The organism is Peribacillus sp. NPDC096540 (genome assembly GCF_050278525.1).
In the GTDB taxonomy this organism is placed as follows: domain Bacteria; phylum Bacillota; class Bacilli; order Bacillales; family DSM-1321; genus Peribacillus.
The window spans coordinates 57,369-74,109 of sequence record NZ_JBNNTG010000010.1 but is presented as its reverse complement, the minus strand read 5'-3'; the positions used below and the strand labels follow the sequence as shown (position 1 = coordinate 74,109).

Genomic DNA, 16,741 nt, shown 5'->3' with positions numbered 1-16,741 from the left:
CAGCTGAATTACCCTTTAGTACAATTTTTGAAACATCATTATCATTAACCTCTTTGAACGATGAAGGGTCATTTCGGCATTCTGTTTAAGCAATAACTTACCCAACATCAGGATCATTTTTTCATTGTTGGTTTCCTTAGAATAATAATGTGAACGATTATCTCCTCCCGCATAGAAGCCCTTTTGTCCTTTTCCAGAAAAGCAACAAAGACTATCTGATCGTTTTCTTTCCATTTTTCCAGCTGGCAATTGATTATATTTAACATTTCAAAGGACAGGAACACTAATATTAAGGTCTTGGTTCAACCTATTCTATTATTCTCTTCACATATAACAGGAACCTGATCGTTCATTAATATTACTGCTTATTTCATTTCCTTAAATTTATAATTATTGACGTTATTCCATATTTTGGTGTTATCTACTTGTTACCGGTCTCCAGCAAGTCATAAACATCTTTTGAATAGGTTAGTCCAGCTTGTGCAATGGATTGAAGTTGTTTATCCCAATCAAGCCATTTTGGTTCCATTTACATCACCGCCAATTTTTAATTACTAATATTACCACATAGACTTAGATATTTGTAAATCTAACTGAACTATCCTGCACCTTTAATTCCATAAGAAAAAAGCGACACTTCGAAATTGAAGTATCGCACCCGTTAGCTGCATAAGAAAAGGACTGCCCATGCTCCTATTATTCAAGTAAAGTATCTGTTTAGCTTAATAAGAGTATAGCTTTTCTATTCCGAGATTAGATATTTTTCTTTGAATATTAGACTTAATTCACTCCATACATCAAATTTATTACCATCTAAATCATAAAAAACAAAGTTTCTCCCCGTGTGACCTCTGTTTTCAATTTCTCCAACTTTTATTTCTTTTTCGATAAAATCTTTATGGACAGCTTCTAAAGCGTTTAACCCATTAACTTCAAAGGTCATAGAAAAACGCTCTTCACCGTAAATATCATAAAAATTAGAGCTTTGGTTTTCATTAGATTTAACCAGAAAAATACTTTGGTTTGCAAAATTAAGAATTGCTTTGTCTTCATCTTTATAGCTTAACTCTGCACCCAATTTACTTACATACCATCCCGAAGTAAGTTCTACATTAGTTACTGGTATATAAGTAGTACCTACCCTTAATATTTTTTCATTCATCAAATTAGCCTCCTTTTATTTGATAAATAAACATATTCTCCACTTTTGTATCTCCGTCCTCTTTAATTCCATATTTACCCTATTAATTCAACTATCCTGCCCCGATAGTTGCATAAAGAAAAAGTTACCTTTAAGATAGGTCTGAACTTCAGCTAACGCACCCGTTAGTTGAAGAAGAAAAGTGAAGCTTATTCAACAATCGCGCCCGTTTAAGGCAAAACAAAAGATTATAAAAAGACATACTGTTAGTTGCATCAAATAGTAATTGAGAATAAATCAAAGCATTGTTCATCTTATGAAAGAGAATAGTAATTAGGCTTAGAGATACTTGTTGATTTGGAATAAAGATTGATGAAAAGTATGCTGCAAACGTTGATTTTATATATAGTAAAAATCCACTTATTTTGAAAAAAGATTGATCAAAATAAGTGGGTTTGATTTTTAGGTGGAGTTAGTTTTTATAAAAAAGATTGATTAAAACTTTCACCCAGACTACTTGTTATTTAGCTCTTACTCTCTTATATCAGCGCAGGAAGTCTTCCGTCACTTTCATCGAAAAGTTTGGTTTCAATGTGACTTCTGTTTTTGTATAAAAACGCCCATCTTAATTATCCTGATAAATGGTAAATTCAGATTCATTCTTTTTATCTGAATTGATTTCAAATTTTATCAACTGTAAGTAGACGTAATGATACGAGTTCAATATCTTTCTTTTCATCTCGTACATGTATCGAAAATTCACTAACAGATGGTGTCCTTATATTAAAATTAACTATAGAAAATACATACGTATTCTCTCGATAATAAAAAGGTGAATTTTCATCCAAAAAATCAGGTTCACAATTAAAAAGACTCATCCATTCTAATTCATAAATCAATTAAACAACTAGCGTTAAGTATTATTGGAGTAATAAATTGCAAAATAAGCATTAAAAAAAAAGTTAAAGATAGTATTATATAATACAACTTATTAGGCTTTTCAGCCACTCTCCTAAGTTCTATAATGCAAACGATTTCTATAAATAAGATTTGAATTGTGAAATTAAAAATCAATAGTGAAGGGTTAATAGCAGTACATATTAAAGTAATAATACAAAGAAACATCATAAGTTTTTCCATTTTAATTAAATTTTGATTTGTAAAAAACTTAATCTTATCTCTTTTAAATAATATTAGTAATATCACGACTAGTGAAAACAAGCCGATACTTATAAGGATAATTTTTTGTCCTATAATCATCGTAATAATTCCTTTCAACCGGAAACCACATTCATCACTGAATTATTATTCGCATACGTATATCCATTTTGAGATAAGGGTTCATCCTCAACCCCTGGAAGCACGCCGGTGAAATGATTTTTTCTCTTATACAAGAAAATCAAAAACATACTCAACTCCGCGACACCCTCCAAGGGGTAAAACGGTGCAACTTTTTTACAAACGGTATAACTTTATTTAAAACGGTACCACTTTTTTATAAACGGTACCACTTTATTTCAATCCTACAATACATTCTTCAACTAACGATGCAAATCGTTTCATTTTGTTTTCAATGTTTAAACTTCAAACTGTTTAAAATGATGGTCAAGGTGCTTGTATATTCCTTTACCCCATTGCTCAGAAGTGAGTTTTCCAAAAAAAGGATGAGGATGAGTTGTGCACTTCTCTGGTCCGTTATTTTGGAATGTGATAATTTTTTGTTTAAGCTTTTCTTTTTCTGTGTCAAATTCTCTATCATCTGCAATCAAAATGGTTGGAATAGTAGACATATTATGGGGCAATGTCTTGTCATTGTAAATGATTTGTTTTGCAAACCTCCCTACTATTATTCCTAACCAACTCCTTGGTGGAAAAGAATTTCCCATTGCAATGTCTTGGAAAGATGAACAATGCGCTAGCATTTGGGCAACATCCATTTTTCCCCATTGTGGTTGTGAATTTGGACTCAATTTGTCAATACGCTTTAAAACTTCTGCTGTATGCATATGATTAAAAATATTTTTCATTAGTGCATATCCCCTTTAATTATAATGAGTCAACCTTCTTAACTTATTTGGCCCGATAGTTGCATAAAGAAAATCTGCCTTAAAGACAGCTTCGATCTTCAGCTAACGCACCATTTAGTTCTTTAAGAAAAGTGGACCTTATTAAAGAATCGCGCCCTTTAATGGAATTACATGATTACGTTTTTAAATGTAGTATAGTGTTTTCAAAATAAACTATAATTATTAAACATAGAAAAATCCCCTGATTTCGATCAAAAAGTAGGGATTTTTGGCATTTAAATGGACCTAGGGAAATGAATAAACTATTGTTGCTTATTCAAGAAAAGCACCCGTTACTTTAACAAGAATTCCTCTTCTACTTTTCCAAAATCATTCCATAAATCCATCTCATTAACTGTGTATTTCTCTTTTTTTAATCTTTTTACCATCAAAGCCAAAGCACCTTTAAGGTTAATGATAAGGATATTTTCTTATAGCATCCGGGTCAATACCTTCCCATCTTGAACGAGGCATACCTATATCAACTGTAATATATCGATATTTTTTACTAAGTCTTAATTTTTCACAACCGTCAAATTCCCAATACCAACCTTCTCCGTCTACTCTTAGAATTGGAGCATTTCATTAATTTCTGTACAGTATACATTGTCACAATACTTATACAATAAATTCTTTAATTCTTGTAGATGGATTGACACAGCTTTATCTGCATTTACATCTCCTAATTGCGCTCCGAAGGTTATATAAGGATTATTATTTTCCATTCACTCACCTGCTTTTCACATTTTTTTACACTGAATAATAACATCTTGTTTCACTAACCTGCCCCGATAGTTGCATAAGTTAAAGCTACCTTAAAGACAGCTCTGATCTTTAGCTAAAGCACCCGTTAGCATTCCTGTAGAGCATTAATTATCGGCTTTGAAAAAAACAGAGCCCCTCAGTATGATGAGAGTACACACAAACCAAAACTCATCTTAAGGAGGAAGCTCTACTATGAATTTTAAAATGCAAAACAAACAAAATCAACTAATTGAGAGAATTACGGACCAACATCTAGTTGTTGGTGTGGATATTGCCCAACACGTACACGTGGCCCGTGCTGTAAACTATCGGGGCATTGTGATCGGGAAACCTTTGACTTTTGAAAATAACGAAAAAGGTTTTACTAGATTACTAAACTGGATCAAGGAACTAAAACAAATGAAAAACCTAGACACCACGATAGTCGGAATGGAACCTACCGGTCATTATTGGATAAACCTTTCAAAGTGGCTAGTCAAACAAAACATGGATGTCGTCACCGTCAATCCTCACCATGTCAAAAGAAACAAAGAAAATCGTGATAATACGCAATCCAAAAGTGATAAAAAAGATGCCCTTGTCATCGCTGATATGGTGAAGAATGGCTACTATGCCTTCGTTCGTTCCACTTCAGAATCATTTGAAAAACTTCGTGTCCTTATGGCTAACCGAGATGTGATCGTTAAGCGTCTTGTTAGCTCCATCAACCAAATTAATCGCTGGGTGGATGTTGTTTTTCCCGAGCTCCGGCAAGTGTTTAAAGACGTATCATGTAAAGGGGCAATCGCAACCCTACGCCTCTTTCCTACCCCAGCTGAATTATGTTCCTTACAGCCTCAAGATATCGTAACCGGGTGGAAATCATGTATGAAGCGACATTCCGGGCATAAAAAATCCCGTTCCCTGCTTGCATTGGCCAAGCGTTCAATTGGTACGAAACAAGCCCTTGATGCGTATAAACTTCACTTGGAACAGTTATTAGAGGAATATGATCTCGCTTCATCCCAACTCGAAAGAGTGCTGCAAGAAGTCACAAATGTCTTGGAACAAATTCCATTCGTTAAGCAAATACTTGCCATTAAAGGAATCAGTGAGATTTCACTGGCGGGCATCTTAGGAGAAGCTGGAGATCTGAGTGGGTTCGCTCACGGGAATGCACTACTTCGTCATGCAGGATTGCATCTCGCTGAGGCAAGCTCTGGGAAGTGGAAAGGCCAAATTGTTCTTTCCAAACGTGGAAGATCACGCCTGCGGCGTTACCTTTTCCTTGCGACCATGAGTCTGGTGATGAATAACCCTGAGTTTAAAGCCCTACACTCGAACAATGTTAAGGTGAAGAAGATCAAGAAAATGAAATCCATCATGAAACTATGTGGAAAACTCGCCCGTGTCCTAGTAGGGATTACTCGTAATGGCTCTGTCTATAAACCGGAAATGGTATTTCCTCTTGAACAACTAGCAGCGTAAATTTACATTCACATTGTTTTTTACGAAAGTTGGCTTATTCGTAGGATTTCAAAGAAAGCACGAAGTACTGGATATATAGAACAAAAGGGCAATGACCCGTTCCGTTAGCAAAACCGGCTTCCACCCCTTGGATAGGCATGACGAAGGAATGAAAGGGCATATGATTATGACCCGTTGAGACATGGGAGGGAAAGCCTCCAGGGGCAGCGTGGAAAATGCGTGCAGCATATGTAATAATATGGGATTTTCAACAGATCCCCTATTTCAATCTGCCCTCATCTTATCAAAACGGTCCTATCTCTTTCGTTCATCTAAAGCAACCTATACCATGTGGTTTGAAATCCTGCGAATAAGCGAGTATTCGTGAGCATTATCTATTAAACTGAGGGAGTTCTATAAGGAAGGCCATAGTACAAACAACTTTACCATTCAAGGATAAAATTATATATACTGAAAACCAGAAAAATGGTAGAATTCCGAAGAGGTGAAATCATTGAATTTTAAGAAGTTTATCATTGTCCTATCATCATTATTAACGGCTTTAGTGTTACTCTTTGTTCTATTGAGATTAATGAGAATACTAATATGGGTGAATGGCGAACCTTTTGATAAATGGATTGCATTAATTGGTTTAATTCCTATGCCTGTTTCTATTTCTATACTATCGGAAAAGATTAAGCTTAATAAAAAGAAAGAAAATACTTTGTTTAATATAGTTGTTTTTGCTAATTTTCTATACTTATTAGGGTCGTTTTCCATTTTATCCGAAAACTATACTTTTATTGAAAGTGGTGAATACCTTTCTTTCCCTTATGTTATACATGAAAAGGAACCATTTCAATGGTCAAAAGATGAGTATGAAAGTCAGTATACATTTTACAGTTCTTTGAATTCATATATTTATGTAAAAGATTCAGTCAAAAAGGGAAATCACGGACTGAGTGAACATGCTCGTTTTAGTGATTATAAAGTTAAAGTTATAAGGGGAAGCCTCTACATTACATGGACTGGTGGATCAATATTCATACGATAACAGGAAGAAGGATACTTTCTCCACTTTCATCTTGAACTGCTTTTAGCTCTAATTTGTTCCTTGTGCTTACCAACAGACCCTGAAGGATATACTCAACTCTACATATTCTTCCAAGTAGGTTTATTTTTTAGGTTTTTCTAATACATTAATCTCTATGGTTTCGGTATAACTTTCGTCTCCAATTATAGTGACTGTAGCATTTTCGTTGTCTTTCCATTCAACCCTAAAATTCTCAGTTCTTGCGAATCCACCGTCATTGTCTACAGACTCACGTATGGAATAACGTGAATGACCTTCTTTTTGATAATAGATTTTAAAGGGAGCAGAGCTAAACAAAGTAGGCTCTCCTTTTTGCACAATTTCAATCGTACTTGTTCCCGTTGGAGATTCACTGGTTAGGACGGTAGTTTCTTGCCAAGAATCTTGATAGAAAAAAGAAACTAATGGAATGCCCAACATCAGGACAACTCCTACAAGAATGAGAAACCCTTTAGTTTTGAAAGATTTCTTCCCCTCCAGTTTATCGATTGGTTTTGTATGATGTTTCTTCCTTCTCTTAATAAATGTTCCCCACCAATACAGAAGATAGCAATATCCCATAAAAGAAAGAATAATCCATAAATTCGCTTGCAGTATTTGTGAAAGGAAATATTCAGACTCGGAAGGTCCCATTCCATTTCTATTTAAGTTATTAAACAGCTTAATAAGTGGAATGACAGCTAATGCTGCAATGGACCGTTTTATATTCTTTTTTCGAAATAGACTTATGATCACCGCCGGTAATGTTATGAATGGTAAAGATTCAATGAGTATAATAGCAATCATTAGCAAAAATACGTAAATTAGAAAACCCAACATCACCAACATTCTGCACACTTCCCCTACCTTTTATTAACTTTATTTTATAACAATAAGAACGCTGGTTTATAGGTTATTGAACGGTTTTATTTTAAGTGGTTGTGTTTTAAAAGAGAGCGGGTGTCAGACACCGATTGATAGTTGGAATTTAAAGACTAATGACTCATTTACAAACTATTCAGTTAAATACATAATTAGGAAGATTATGAAGAAGGAGGGATTATATGTATAGAAAATCACTAACAGTACTATTAGCTGCGGGTATGGTTCTATCAACTGGTACAGTATTTGCACAAACAAACGGAGCAACAAATGCCCAGTCTGACACAGCTTTTGATAACAAAGTTATCAAAAAAATTAGTGCGGACAATATGTATAATACGATTGCCTATCTATCAGAGCAACCGAGGGCTGCTGGTACAGAAGGGGAGCTCCGTGCAGTCAAATACATAGAAAGTCAGTTTAAGAGTCTTGGTTTTGAAACAAAGGTTCAGCCTTTTCCCATCTATGATACGGTGCAAAATGTAAAAGTGAAAATTGGTGACAGTGATTTAGGAGGAACACCGCGTGCCATTAGCGGCAGTATCAGCGGGAAGGTAACGGCCGAACTTGTTAATGTTGGAAAAGCAAAGCCAGAGGAAGTTGGAGAAAATGTATCTGGGAAAATTGCACTAGTTGAACGTGGGGACATTACCTTTGTTGAAAAGGTTCAGAATGTCCTAAATAAAGGAGTGGTTGGCGTTTTAATGTACAACAACTCGCCATCAGGAAATAATTTCGGACAAGTATCAGCGGGGCAAAATATACCTGCTGTAGCCATTACCCAAGCCCAAGGGTTAGAGTTGGTCGAACAGCTTAAAACTAAACAAATCACGTCCACTCTGGAAGTGGGAAAAGCTGAAAGAATCGAAAAGACATCCTACAATGTCATCGCTTCCCTAAAACCAAAAGCCAATAAGGATAATGGTCAAATCGTGACTGTTGGAGCCCATCATGATTCTGTCCCGGGCGGCCCTGGTGCAAACGATGATGCTTCGGGTGTATCAGCTGTGCTGGAACTGGCAAGGATCCTGGCCAAAACGCCAATTGACACTGAAATTCGCTTCCTCACGTTCGGATCTGAGGAAAGAGGGCTCGTTGGATCATCCTTCTATGCAGATTCCCTTCCCAAAGAGGATGTAGACCGCATGGTGGCTCACTTCCAAATGGATATGATAGGCGGACGTGATGCTGGCGAGGATAATCCTGCAGGTGGTTTGATTATGTATACCATTGATGGAATGAAAAACCTTGTGACGGACCTGGGTTCCTCAGCAGGGGCCAGAACGATGGATGTTGCGATTCCTTATGGACAACTGGGCAGGAGTGACCACCAACCATTCCATGAGCTTGGCATTCCATCCGCCTTGTTTATCCATTCCCCTGTAGAGCCTTGGTATCACCAGCCTACAGATACACTGGATAAGATATCGAAAGAAAAATTGCAGCAAGCAGCTGAAATTGTCGGTGCCAGTGTGTATCAAATTGCCCGTCCGGAAACTCCGGCATTAACAAATGCACGTGTAGCTCCTGGCACGGTAGACTATGATTTTGATGACCGTCCGGTAGATTAAATACTTCATTGTACAGAATTACGAGATTAACAATGGATCTTGGAGAAAATCAGGAGGGCAGCTGTGTAGTTTACAGATGCTCTCTTCTTTTTATCGGCCAGTGCCTCGTGCTTAATTTTTTCACTATTTCTAAGCTCTAAGTCTAGTGAAAATCCTATATGAAATATGTAATAAAACATACATGCTTATCCAACTCCAATACCATTCCCACTGTAAATACTCAATATTATCAGTGTACCTCTCCAATACTACTTCACAGAAATAATTTCAACAATCAATAGATAGAAATCCAAAAACAGCTCAAACTTTAAAGGATGAGCTGTTTTTGGAAATTTTAGGTTACAAACTAAATTCATAACGCTTTCTAAGTCGCAAGTAATATAGCCATGTTCTAACTGTGAATGAACCAAAGATAAAAATGAGAAATACAAACATAACCGTGTTCAGTAAACTCAAATTCGATGTATTGTTTATTAATCAGCTGTCCAACAGCTGACCCCCATAAGATAGTGAACGTCAAGTAGCCCCCAAATACTACATGGGTGGTGTATTTCGGGACTATGTTTTGTTTGCTTCACTTTTTCAAAAAATTTGCCCCTACTCAATACGAGTAAGGGCAATTGATTATGGGGCAAACAATTTAGTGGAAGTTGCCTTACCTGCTTTCTTATCTGTAGAAACTCCTCGTGCCTGTTCACATGAACTTGGCTGTTTTTTGTTTGTTTAACTTCGATATTAATCTTTTTTGACTAATTGTATGTTTTTATTTTTCAATTGACGATTTTCAATTGCTACTCTAACAACATGTTCCCAAGAATTTGCATAAATTTCTTGGTTGAATTTTCTTTCTACCTTTTTTAGAGCAGCCTTACCCACCTTTATGGTTGTATTCGGATGATTGAACATTGAAATCATCGCTTCTGCTAGCATATCTGTATTATTTTTTTGAACTAAAACTCCATTTTCTCCATTGTCAATTAATTCATTAGGGCCATATCTAATGTCATAACTCACTACAGCTGTAGCATTAGACATGCTCTCTAATACAGAAAGAGAAAACCCTTCCGTTTTTGAAGCTAAGATACTGAAAAGAGCACTTTGATAAATTTTAGATGGTTCCTGGGTGTATCCATTCAATTTTATGTGATCTGTAAGATTAGCATTATTAATACTCTTTTGTAACTTCTCTTTTTCCGAACCGTCTCCCCAAAACTCTAACTTTGCATCTGGCACTTTCTTTACAACGATTTCAAATGCCTTAATAATATGATCTAAATTTTTAATGGCTGAGTACCTACTAATAACTACCGCTAGCCTTTCGTCTTTAACTAAACCAGGGCGGCCAAACCATCCAGTTTTTAAATTTGTCCTCGTCATCGCATGAGGAATAACATGCAAATTCGTTATTTTCCCAAATCTATTTTCAATATCTGTCTTTTGTTGTTCTGTAAGAACTAAAGCAGCATCAATATTATCTAAATGATTGATTCCTGTTTGGACAGTTGAAGCGATGTCAGAATCAGCTTCCCATGGTGCCGTAAGGTGACTACTGTGTAACCGCCAGATTTTTGCAGCATTCTTATTCTTTACATTTATCATTAATAAGTCAGTTTTTCGAGCATCTGCAACTAATACTGGGTTATCTACGTCTTTTATTACTCGTTCGATCCAATCTAATTTTAGTTGATCATCATTGCTATAAATAGCCTTAATATCTCCATTTTCTTCAAACCAATTTACTCGAATGGCCTTGCCGTTTTCGGGATTTACCCATTTTGATAAATAAGCTTGGGAGCTGCTATTGTAAAAATTCATTTGTCTTGGTTTATTTGAAGCAAAATCCATAAAAGAAACTTTTCTTATCAAGCCATACTCATCATACACTTCTTTTTTGATTCGATATCTTTGTTCATTAAAATAATCAATGAAATCTAAAGGCCCGTCTTCGTGAAATTTTTTATATTTAGTGTAAAGTCCATTTTCGTAAACTCTAAAAGCGTTATGTCCAACATGTGGATCTAAATATCCGGTCTCGGGTGTAACTTGTGTAATCGTTAAATCTTCTTCACTTCCACAAAGCTCTTCATAGAGATTTAAAACTTTAACTTTTTCGTTTAGTTGTCCAAGCTCTATTAATTTTTCTCGTATTCTTTCGTACCTCGTATCAAAATTAAATGTGAGTATATGAGTATCATAGCCCATATCTGCAAATGTATTAGCCTGAGCTAACGAGGCCTTCGTTAATCCACCGCGTTGAACATCCAAAGAACTTAATAAAAAAAACATTGTTGCCTTCATTATCTTTCTCCCGTCAATTATAAATAATTTTATATCCACTTACATTATATAACAAATTTCCCATACCTACCTACCAAATAGGTTTCTTCATACTCAAATAAATGAGATTTTAGGACTACAAGAATGATAAGGAGATATAAAACAAAAGTTTGATATAACAAAAATAAGCCCTCTCCATTTGAAGAAGGCCTTTTTATTATGCTGAAAACAATATAGTGAAAGTAACTTTACCTGCCTTTTTATCTGCAGTTATATTTTTAGCTTTCTGGAATTTATATAAAGACCCCACCCGTTAGTTAAGGTTTAGTGTTAGGCGTTCAAACAATTCTTTTTTCTCTTCTTTTGATAGACCCGTAAAGAACTTTTTATGTACTCTTAATTCTTTTTCTTTTTTAGGTAAGGTTTTTTCAAACCAAGTAACAGCCATAGGAGTATGTTCCGGCTGAGCATTAACTTTTTCTAAAAACCATTCATATTCTTTCACAGTTTCATCAGTCAGAAGCGAAATATCTTTTTTTCTACTTTTATAATCAAGTTCTGCGAGTTCTTTTGCAGTGATATTACCTATATTTTTTTTACTACTCCAATTTCAGAAGGCATACGCTCTTTATTTACAGACATAAAGTAATATATATAGTTAGGTAATCTAAAAAGTCCCTTTTTTGTATCCTTATTATTTGCAATATAAAGCCAATCTCCCTTATTAGCAAAACAATTAAAATCTGCATCCTTAAAAGCAATTAACATTTTTTCATACTTTTTCATGACACACCTCCACTATAAAAAATATTTATACCATACCAACATGTTCAATAAATAGTTCAAGCGTTCCTTCTCTTAATGAACTATCCTGCCCCGTTAGTGCCATAACAAAAAGGTTGCTTCAGTAACCTCCCTTATTGAAGTAAAGCATGCGTTAGTTCAACAAGAGGTATTCATTTTTTTATCAAGTTGCCCTTTTAATTTAACTAACCTGTTTTTAATAAATGGATCGATTTCTTCAGGTAATTGATCTAATCTAAAGAAATGAGCTTCAATCGCTTGATTGTTATCAGGAGTTATTTCTCCTTCATACTCAGTACATAAATAACCGATTGCAACAATATGATACTCATCGCCACTTTCCTCGACTCGATTAATTAACTCTTTGCCTGAATAGACACCAAATAATGCTAATGTCTTTATCTTTAAGCCTAAATCTTCAAGGACATTTCGTTTAATACATTCTTCAACAGACTCATTTAACTGCAATATGCCACCTGGAATGCCCCAAATTCCACCTATGTATCGATTCAGTAAAATTTCACCTGAATGATTCATGATCCCTACACTTGGTCGCACGATGATTAGTGGAGAATTTCCAATCATTCCTCTCAACTTTTCGCAATAATCCATCATAGCCTCCTAAGATAATTGATTTATAAACTTGGTCACATTCCCTAAACAACAACTGCTTTGAGGATTGTTCACCTCACAACCACATCGATTTTCTTTGATGTTTTCACGAATATGTTCAATTGGATTAGGCGTAAGTCCTTTTTCAACAAATTGGGTAATTTTTTCTTTTGTCCAATCAAAACAATAGCAAACAGGAACTTCGAGTGAGGTATCTTTTTGGTAAACAGGAACCTTAATGTCCGATTTGGTGTATGATTTCTGCTCCGTATCGAAATATACGACTTCACAGTCATTAACTGCACAAAAATAATGGTCTAAATCTGCACTAAGAGAATCCAATTTGGTTGGTTTTAGCATTGATTTCAGTGTAATGATTTTTACTTTTTTTCCAGCTACTTTACAATTTGGACAATTCTCTGATTTATTTGTTTCAGAAATCGAATCATTTGTTTTGCAACAATTACTCATGATTTACGCTCCCTTTAGATTGGTCTTATATAAAAATTATACCATCCCTTATTCAACTAATCTGCCCCGATAGTTGCATAAAGAAAAAGCTGCCTTTAAGACGGCTCTGATCTTTCGCTAACGCACCCGTTAGTTGAGTTACCAAAATACTATTATTTTTTTATATTTTCTAAGATGGACTTAACAAAATTGGTTTTATCATCTGCATATTTATGTTTATTATTTGTATTCACCGTTGATAATTCCTGTTTAAGTTTTTTATATTGTATTCTTGCTGTTTCGTTATTTCTCAAATAATCTCTAAAATCCAACTGTTCAAGTAAATATTTATTTCCACTTTGATACATATGAATTTGGTGTGTTCTTGGTTCACCTTTATTAAAGTAGTATCTATCTGGTAATACATTTGTCCCTTTATATGAGTATCCAAGTGTTTCTAATGCCGTAACACACTTTTCACCATCCTGAAATCCTTTAACTTCAATAGCAATATCAATAATTGGCTTTGCACATAAATGCTTAATTGCTGTACTTCCAATATGGTGAACAGCTAAAATATTCTGACCAATTACCTCTTGAATCCTTTCTTTCTCTAATAAAAATTCCTTTTCCCAATCATTTGTCCAAGGAACTAAAAACACCTCACCTTTTGGTAATCCAAGCATTTTAATGCCTCCATAACTTAAACATTTCTCACCGTCTATTCACTCTATTTTATAACAAAAAGTTTGATCAAGACTATCGTATGAACCTGCATTCTACGACAAATGAAAAGAATCCATTTAAAAAAAGATTGATCGAAATGGATTCTTTCTTTGCAATTTAGTATTCAGTTTTTATAAAAAAGATTGATCATTTTCTGTGTATGCGCCCATGTTCAAGGAGGAATAGATATTTGCTATATATTCTTGGCTGTTATTTTATTTGCGGCATAATCATAACAATTCATTATGCAACTGTTTACAAGTCATTTATCAGCAGAAACGATTTACTGACTGTCTATTAAACCAAATTGCATTAGCATAATTACAGTTAAGCAAAAATCTCGTATATACCAATCATAATAAGTAGCCATCCTGAAATGGATGTTGAATATTTACCAACAAATGTTTTGGTAAGTAAATAACCAAAATGGCTACCCACTCCAACTGTTACTATTGAAAAAAAACCAATAGAGATAACTGTCCAAATGGCTGAAATACCATTTGCACCGATTGCAATCCCACCTGCTAAGCAGTTTGCAGATAAGATAAACCCAAGGGTGATTGCTTCTCTGAAAGAGATTATATGATTCTTATCCCCATCAATCAATTCAGGATTTTTCAAAGGTTCTTGATTAGAGAAGCGATTAGATAATAAAGTCCATAAACCTATCACACATAGCAAAAGACTTCCCAAAAGGTTAGCTTTACTTGGTGAAACATACTCGATAATCGTGCCACCAGCGATAACTGCAACATAAGTGACAATCATTGAGATAATAGCAATGGTTATGTTAGAAAAAATAGGGATTTTCGTTTGTTTAACCCCATAGGCTAAACCAATCCCTAAATTGTCTAAGTTAGCTGCTAAGCCTATAAGAATAATGGTTATCCAATGCATAGTATCCTCCTTTAAACCATTTATTTCTTTAACCATATGCATGGAAATTTTTTTTGTTCAATAAAATAACGGCCTACTATACAGCAGTGTTTGCGTCTAACATTTGATATACGATTTCTTGAAGAGTAGAAAGCAAGGGTACCTAATCTTTTTCATTTTGGTGTTTTTAGAAACAGAAGGTCAAACTGTTAGGGAAGCTAAGAAAAAAGCTAATATTATTAGGTTAACTGAACAAAGAAACGTCTATAAGAGAGTACACATTAAAATCAAAAACCCCAAGTAAAGTTTATGTAGATAAGAACTGCATATATATTAAATGGAGAAAATAACAACCGACATGTCACACTTTGAAACTTAATTGGAGATTATTGTTAGTCTGAAGAATAGGTGGGTGAAATATGAGAGCAAATCACATAAGCAGAACACCCCTTGTCTTTATTCCAGGCCTGTTTGGGTCAATGAGCAATGTTATCTATTCCTGGGACAGGAAATTGGAGTTTTGGCATTGTCCTCCCCATTTGCCAATCTATTAGAAAGTATGAATTACCAAAGTAAACGTCAAGTAGCTCCAAAACATTCTACATGAGTGGTGTATGTCGGGGCTACTGTTTGTTCATTTCATTTTTTATAATACTCTACATTTTAAGGGTAAATCAGATGACCAAGGTAAGATTTTTTCTACTTCTTCTTTATTAGTTAAATCCATATTGGGTAGTTTTTTTAATTTGACGCATACTTATAAACGGTTAAACTTTATTCAAAACATTGCAACTTTATTTCAAAGCAACAAATCCCAAACTGAGTGTTACACGCTCTGTACCCTGCTTTTATGTCTTTTAGACTTAGAAATACACCATCTTGCTACATTATCAAGTCCATGTTATGATTAAAAAAATTCTAAATCTAATGAGTGATAAATATGATTTTACTTAACATTTTCACCGGAAATTATATTTTAAAAACAAAAACCCTTGACTGAAATCAGTCAAGGGTTTTTGTTGCTCATGGGAAAGAATTATACAGGAGGTCAAAGTTTATGAGTCAAAGCACGAATTCAAATACTCTCATTGCGGGGTGGATTAGCTTAATAAGCAACATCGTTCTAACGATTCTTAAGATTGTCGTAGGTACTGTCTTTCATAGCCCGGTTCTTCTTGCAGATGGTTACCATAACGCGGGCGATGTTGTAGCAAGCGCTGCGGCTTTAACATCTATGCGTATTTCTAAACGCCCAGCTGATGAGAACCATCCCTACGGACACGGTAAAGCAGAAGTGATTAGTTCTGCCATTGTAGCAATAATTTTAGGATTGGCAGCATTTTATATTGCTTATGAATCAATCTCAGCGTTCTTTAAAGAGCCTGAAAAAGCCAGTCTAATTGCTTTTCTAACTGCAATTATATCTCTTGTGTGGAAGCAAATTTTATATGTGTATACGATTAGAATTGGCAAAAGGACGAATAGCAAAGGGTTAATTGCAACTGCGTACGATCATCTTGCAGATGTGTATGCTTCATTGGCAGCGGTATTGGGGATTGGACTTGCACTAGTTGGAGAAGTTTATGATATTCAAATCCTCGCTTACGGAGATCCAATTGCGGGTATCATTGTAACAACTTTAGTTTTCAAGCTTGCTTATGGAATGGGAGTAGAAGCGTTAGACACACTAATGGAGAAAAATGTAAGTCGAGAAAGATTGGATAGCTTTGCGTCTTTAATATTAACTGTTCCAGAAGTGAAACGAATAGATCGCCTACGTGCTAGGGAGCATGGGCATTATGTATTGGTGGATCTTCGTGTTGGTGTTCCTGGTGGAAAGACAATTCAAGAAGGTCATGACATTATCCGCAATATAAAGAAAACAATAATGGAAAATCACCATGATGTAGATGAAGTTCTCATACACTTAAATCCTTGGTATGATAATGAGAAATAAACCCGTATGATTCACCCAAATTTCCACGAGGGCTAAAGGGGCAGCATTCCTACCCCTTTCGTATTATGAGGTCAGCCAGTTATTACTGGTTGATCT

Annotated in this window: 14 protein-coding genes and 2 pseudogenes; 5 read left to right on the top strand and 11 right to left on the bottom strand. The window is 35.1% G+C overall.

Translation table 11 applies throughout. The annotated features are described in order from the left end of the window. Positions 1–442: 442 nt before the first annotated feature. The 3 genes and pseudogenes from ACQKMR_RS11390 to ACQKMR_RS11380 form a co-directional block, all read right to left on the bottom strand. Positions 443–529: pseudogene (locus ACQKMR_RS11390) on the bottom strand (NUDIX hydrolase N-terminal domain-containing protein); the annotation flags it as partial. Positions 530–742: 213 nt separating this feature from the next. After that, positions 743–1,162: a VOC family protein gene (locus ACQKMR_RS11385; protein ID WP_427697397.1), complete on the bottom strand. Its 420-nt coding sequence runs from the start codon at positions 1,160–1,162 to the stop codon at positions 743–745. A gap of 1,556 nt (positions 1,163–2,718) precedes the next feature. Beyond that, a complete protein-coding gene (locus ACQKMR_RS11380; protein ID WP_230162810.1) occupies positions 2,719–3,168 on the bottom strand; it encodes a DUF1569 domain-containing protein in 450 nt (149 codons plus the stop codon). 996 nt (positions 3,169–4,164) lie between these two features. Here ACQKMR_RS11380 and ACQKMR_RS11375 point away from each other — a divergent pair. Next, positions 4,165–5,439 (top strand): IS110 family transposase, encoded by a 1,275-nt coding sequence (locus ACQKMR_RS11375; protein ID WP_427697396.1) that lies wholly within the window; start codon positions 4,165–4,167, stop codon positions 5,437–5,439. 493 nt (positions 5,440–5,932) lie between these two features. Next, complete coding sequence (locus ACQKMR_RS11370) at positions 5,933–6,472, top strand: hypothetical protein (RefSeq protein ID WP_427697395.1); 540 nt, start codon at positions 5,933–5,935, stop codon at positions 6,470–6,472. Positions 6,473–6,592: 120 nt separating this feature from the next. On the opposite strand, the gene ACQKMR_RS11365 is transcribed toward ACQKMR_RS11370, so the two are convergent. Next, a complete protein-coding gene (locus ACQKMR_RS11365) occupies positions 6,593–7,339 on the bottom strand; it encodes a hypothetical protein (protein WP_427697394.1) in 747 nt (248 codons plus the stop codon). A gap of 215 nt (positions 7,340–7,554) precedes the next feature. Here ACQKMR_RS11365 and ACQKMR_RS11360 point away from each other — a divergent pair, with 215 nt between their 5' ends. Continuing rightward, on the top strand, positions 7,555–8,943 hold the full coding sequence (locus ACQKMR_RS11360; protein WP_427697393.1) for a M28 family peptidase: 1,389 nt from the start codon (positions 7,555–7,557) through the stop codon (positions 8,941–8,943). Positions 8,944–9,678: 735 nt separating this feature from the next. Here the strand turns inward: ACQKMR_RS11360 and ACQKMR_RS11355 are convergent. The 7 genes from ACQKMR_RS11355 to ACQKMR_RS11325 all read right to left on the bottom strand — a co-directional run bounded on the left by ACQKMR_RS11355 (position 9,679) and on the right by ACQKMR_RS11325 (position 14,709). Continuing rightward, positions 9,679–11,241, bottom strand: a complete 1,563-nt coding sequence (locus ACQKMR_RS11355; RefSeq protein ID WP_427697392.1) for a glycosyltransferase — start codon at positions 11,239–11,241, stop codon at positions 9,679–9,681. Between the two features lie 292 nt (positions 11,242–11,533). Next, positions 11,534–11,725, bottom strand: coding sequence for a hypothetical protein (locus ACQKMR_RS11350; RefSeq protein WP_427697391.1), 192 nt, complete (start codon positions 11,723–11,725; stop codon positions 11,534–11,536). Between the two features lie 80 nt (positions 11,726–11,805). Beyond that, entirely contained in the window at positions 11,806–12,006 is a 201-nt protein-coding gene (locus ACQKMR_RS11345; RefSeq protein WP_427697390.1) for a hypothetical protein, read from the bottom strand. 156 nt (positions 12,007–12,162) lie between these two features. Further along, complete coding sequence (locus ACQKMR_RS11340) at positions 12,163–12,636, bottom strand: NUDIX domain-containing protein (protein ID WP_427697389.1); 474 nt, start codon at positions 12,634–12,636, stop codon at positions 12,163–12,165. Positions 12,637–12,645: 9 nt separating this feature from the next. Beyond that, positions 12,646–13,107: a putative iron-sulfur cluster-binding metallochaperone gene (locus tag ACQKMR_RS11335; RefSeq protein ID WP_427697388.1), complete on the bottom strand. Its 462-nt coding sequence runs from the start codon at positions 13,105–13,107 to the stop codon at positions 12,646–12,648. 152 nt (positions 13,108–13,259) lie between these two features. After that, entirely contained in the window at positions 13,260–13,772 is a 513-nt protein-coding gene (locus ACQKMR_RS11330) for a GrpB family protein (RefSeq protein WP_427697387.1), read from the bottom strand. Between the two features lie 367 nt (positions 13,773–14,139). Then, positions 14,140–14,709: a manganese efflux pump gene (locus ACQKMR_RS11325; protein WP_427697386.1), complete on the bottom strand. Its 570-nt coding sequence runs from the start codon at positions 14,707–14,709 to the stop codon at positions 14,140–14,142. A gap of 398 nt (positions 14,710–15,107) precedes the next feature. On the opposite strand from ACQKMR_RS11325, the pseudogene ACQKMR_RS11320 reads away from it, so the two are divergent. Together ACQKMR_RS11320 and ACQKMR_RS11315 are read left to right on the top strand one after the other, a co-directional pair. Further along, positions 15,108–15,274 (top strand): annotated as a pseudogene (locus ACQKMR_RS11320) (acetyltransferase); the annotation flags it as partial. 471 nt (positions 15,275–15,745) lie between these two features. Continuing rightward, positions 15,746–16,645 carry a cation diffusion facilitator family transporter gene (locus tag ACQKMR_RS11315; protein WP_427697385.1) on the top strand — a complete coding sequence of 300 codons (900 nt, stop codon included), beginning with the start codon at positions 15,746–15,748 and terminating at the stop codon, positions 16,643–16,645. Positions 16,646–16,741: the final 96 nt, after the last annotated feature.

What these genes read in the sequence shown, in the direction of transcription:
- ACQKMR_RS11385 (WP_427697397.1), bottom strand. Translation starts at nt 1,162, where the DNA reads ATGAATGAAAAAATATTAAGGGTAGGTACTACTTATATACCAGTAACT.
- ACQKMR_RS11380 (WP_230162810.1), bottom strand. Translation starts at nt 3,168, where the DNA reads ATGAAAAATATTTTTAATCATATGCATACAGCAGAAGTTTTAAAGCGT.
- ACQKMR_RS11375 (WP_427697396.1), top strand. Translation starts at nt 4,165, where the DNA reads ATGAATTTTAAAATGCAAAACAAACAAAATCAACTAATTGAGAGAATT.
- ACQKMR_RS11365 (WP_427697394.1), bottom strand. Translation starts at nt 7,339, where the DNA reads ATGTTGGTGATGTTGGGTTTTCTAATTTACGTATTTTTGCTAATGATT.
- ACQKMR_RS11360 (WP_427697393.1), top strand. Translation starts at nt 7,555, where the DNA reads ATGTATAGAAAATCACTAACAGTACTATTAGCTGCGGGTATGGTTCTA.
- ACQKMR_RS11355 (WP_427697392.1), bottom strand. Translation starts at nt 11,241, where the DNA reads ATGAAGGCAACAATGTTTTTTTTATTAAGTTCTTTGGATGTTCAACGC.
- ACQKMR_RS11345 (WP_427697390.1), bottom strand. Translation starts at nt 12,006, where the DNA reads ATGAAAAAGTATGAAAAAATGTTAATTGCTTTTAAGGATGCAGATTTT.
- ACQKMR_RS11340 (WP_427697389.1), bottom strand. Translation starts at nt 12,636, where the DNA reads ATGGATTATTGCGAAAAGTTGAGAGGAATGATTGGAAATTCTCCACTA.
- ACQKMR_RS11335 (WP_427697388.1), bottom strand. Translation starts at nt 13,107, where the DNA reads ATGAGTAATTGTTGCAAAACAAATGATTCGATTTCTGAAACAAATAAA.
- ACQKMR_RS11330 (WP_427697387.1), bottom strand. Translation starts at nt 13,772, where the DNA reads ATGCTTGGATTACCAAAAGGTGAGGTGTTTTTAGTTCCTTGGACAAAT.
- ACQKMR_RS11325 (WP_427697386.1), bottom strand. Translation starts at nt 14,709, where the DNA reads ATGCATTGGATAACCATTATTCTTATAGGCTTAGCAGCTAACTTAGAC.
- ACQKMR_RS11315 (WP_427697385.1), top strand. Translation starts at nt 15,746, where the DNA reads ATGAGTCAAAGCACGAATTCAAATACTCTCATTGCGGGGTGGATTAGC.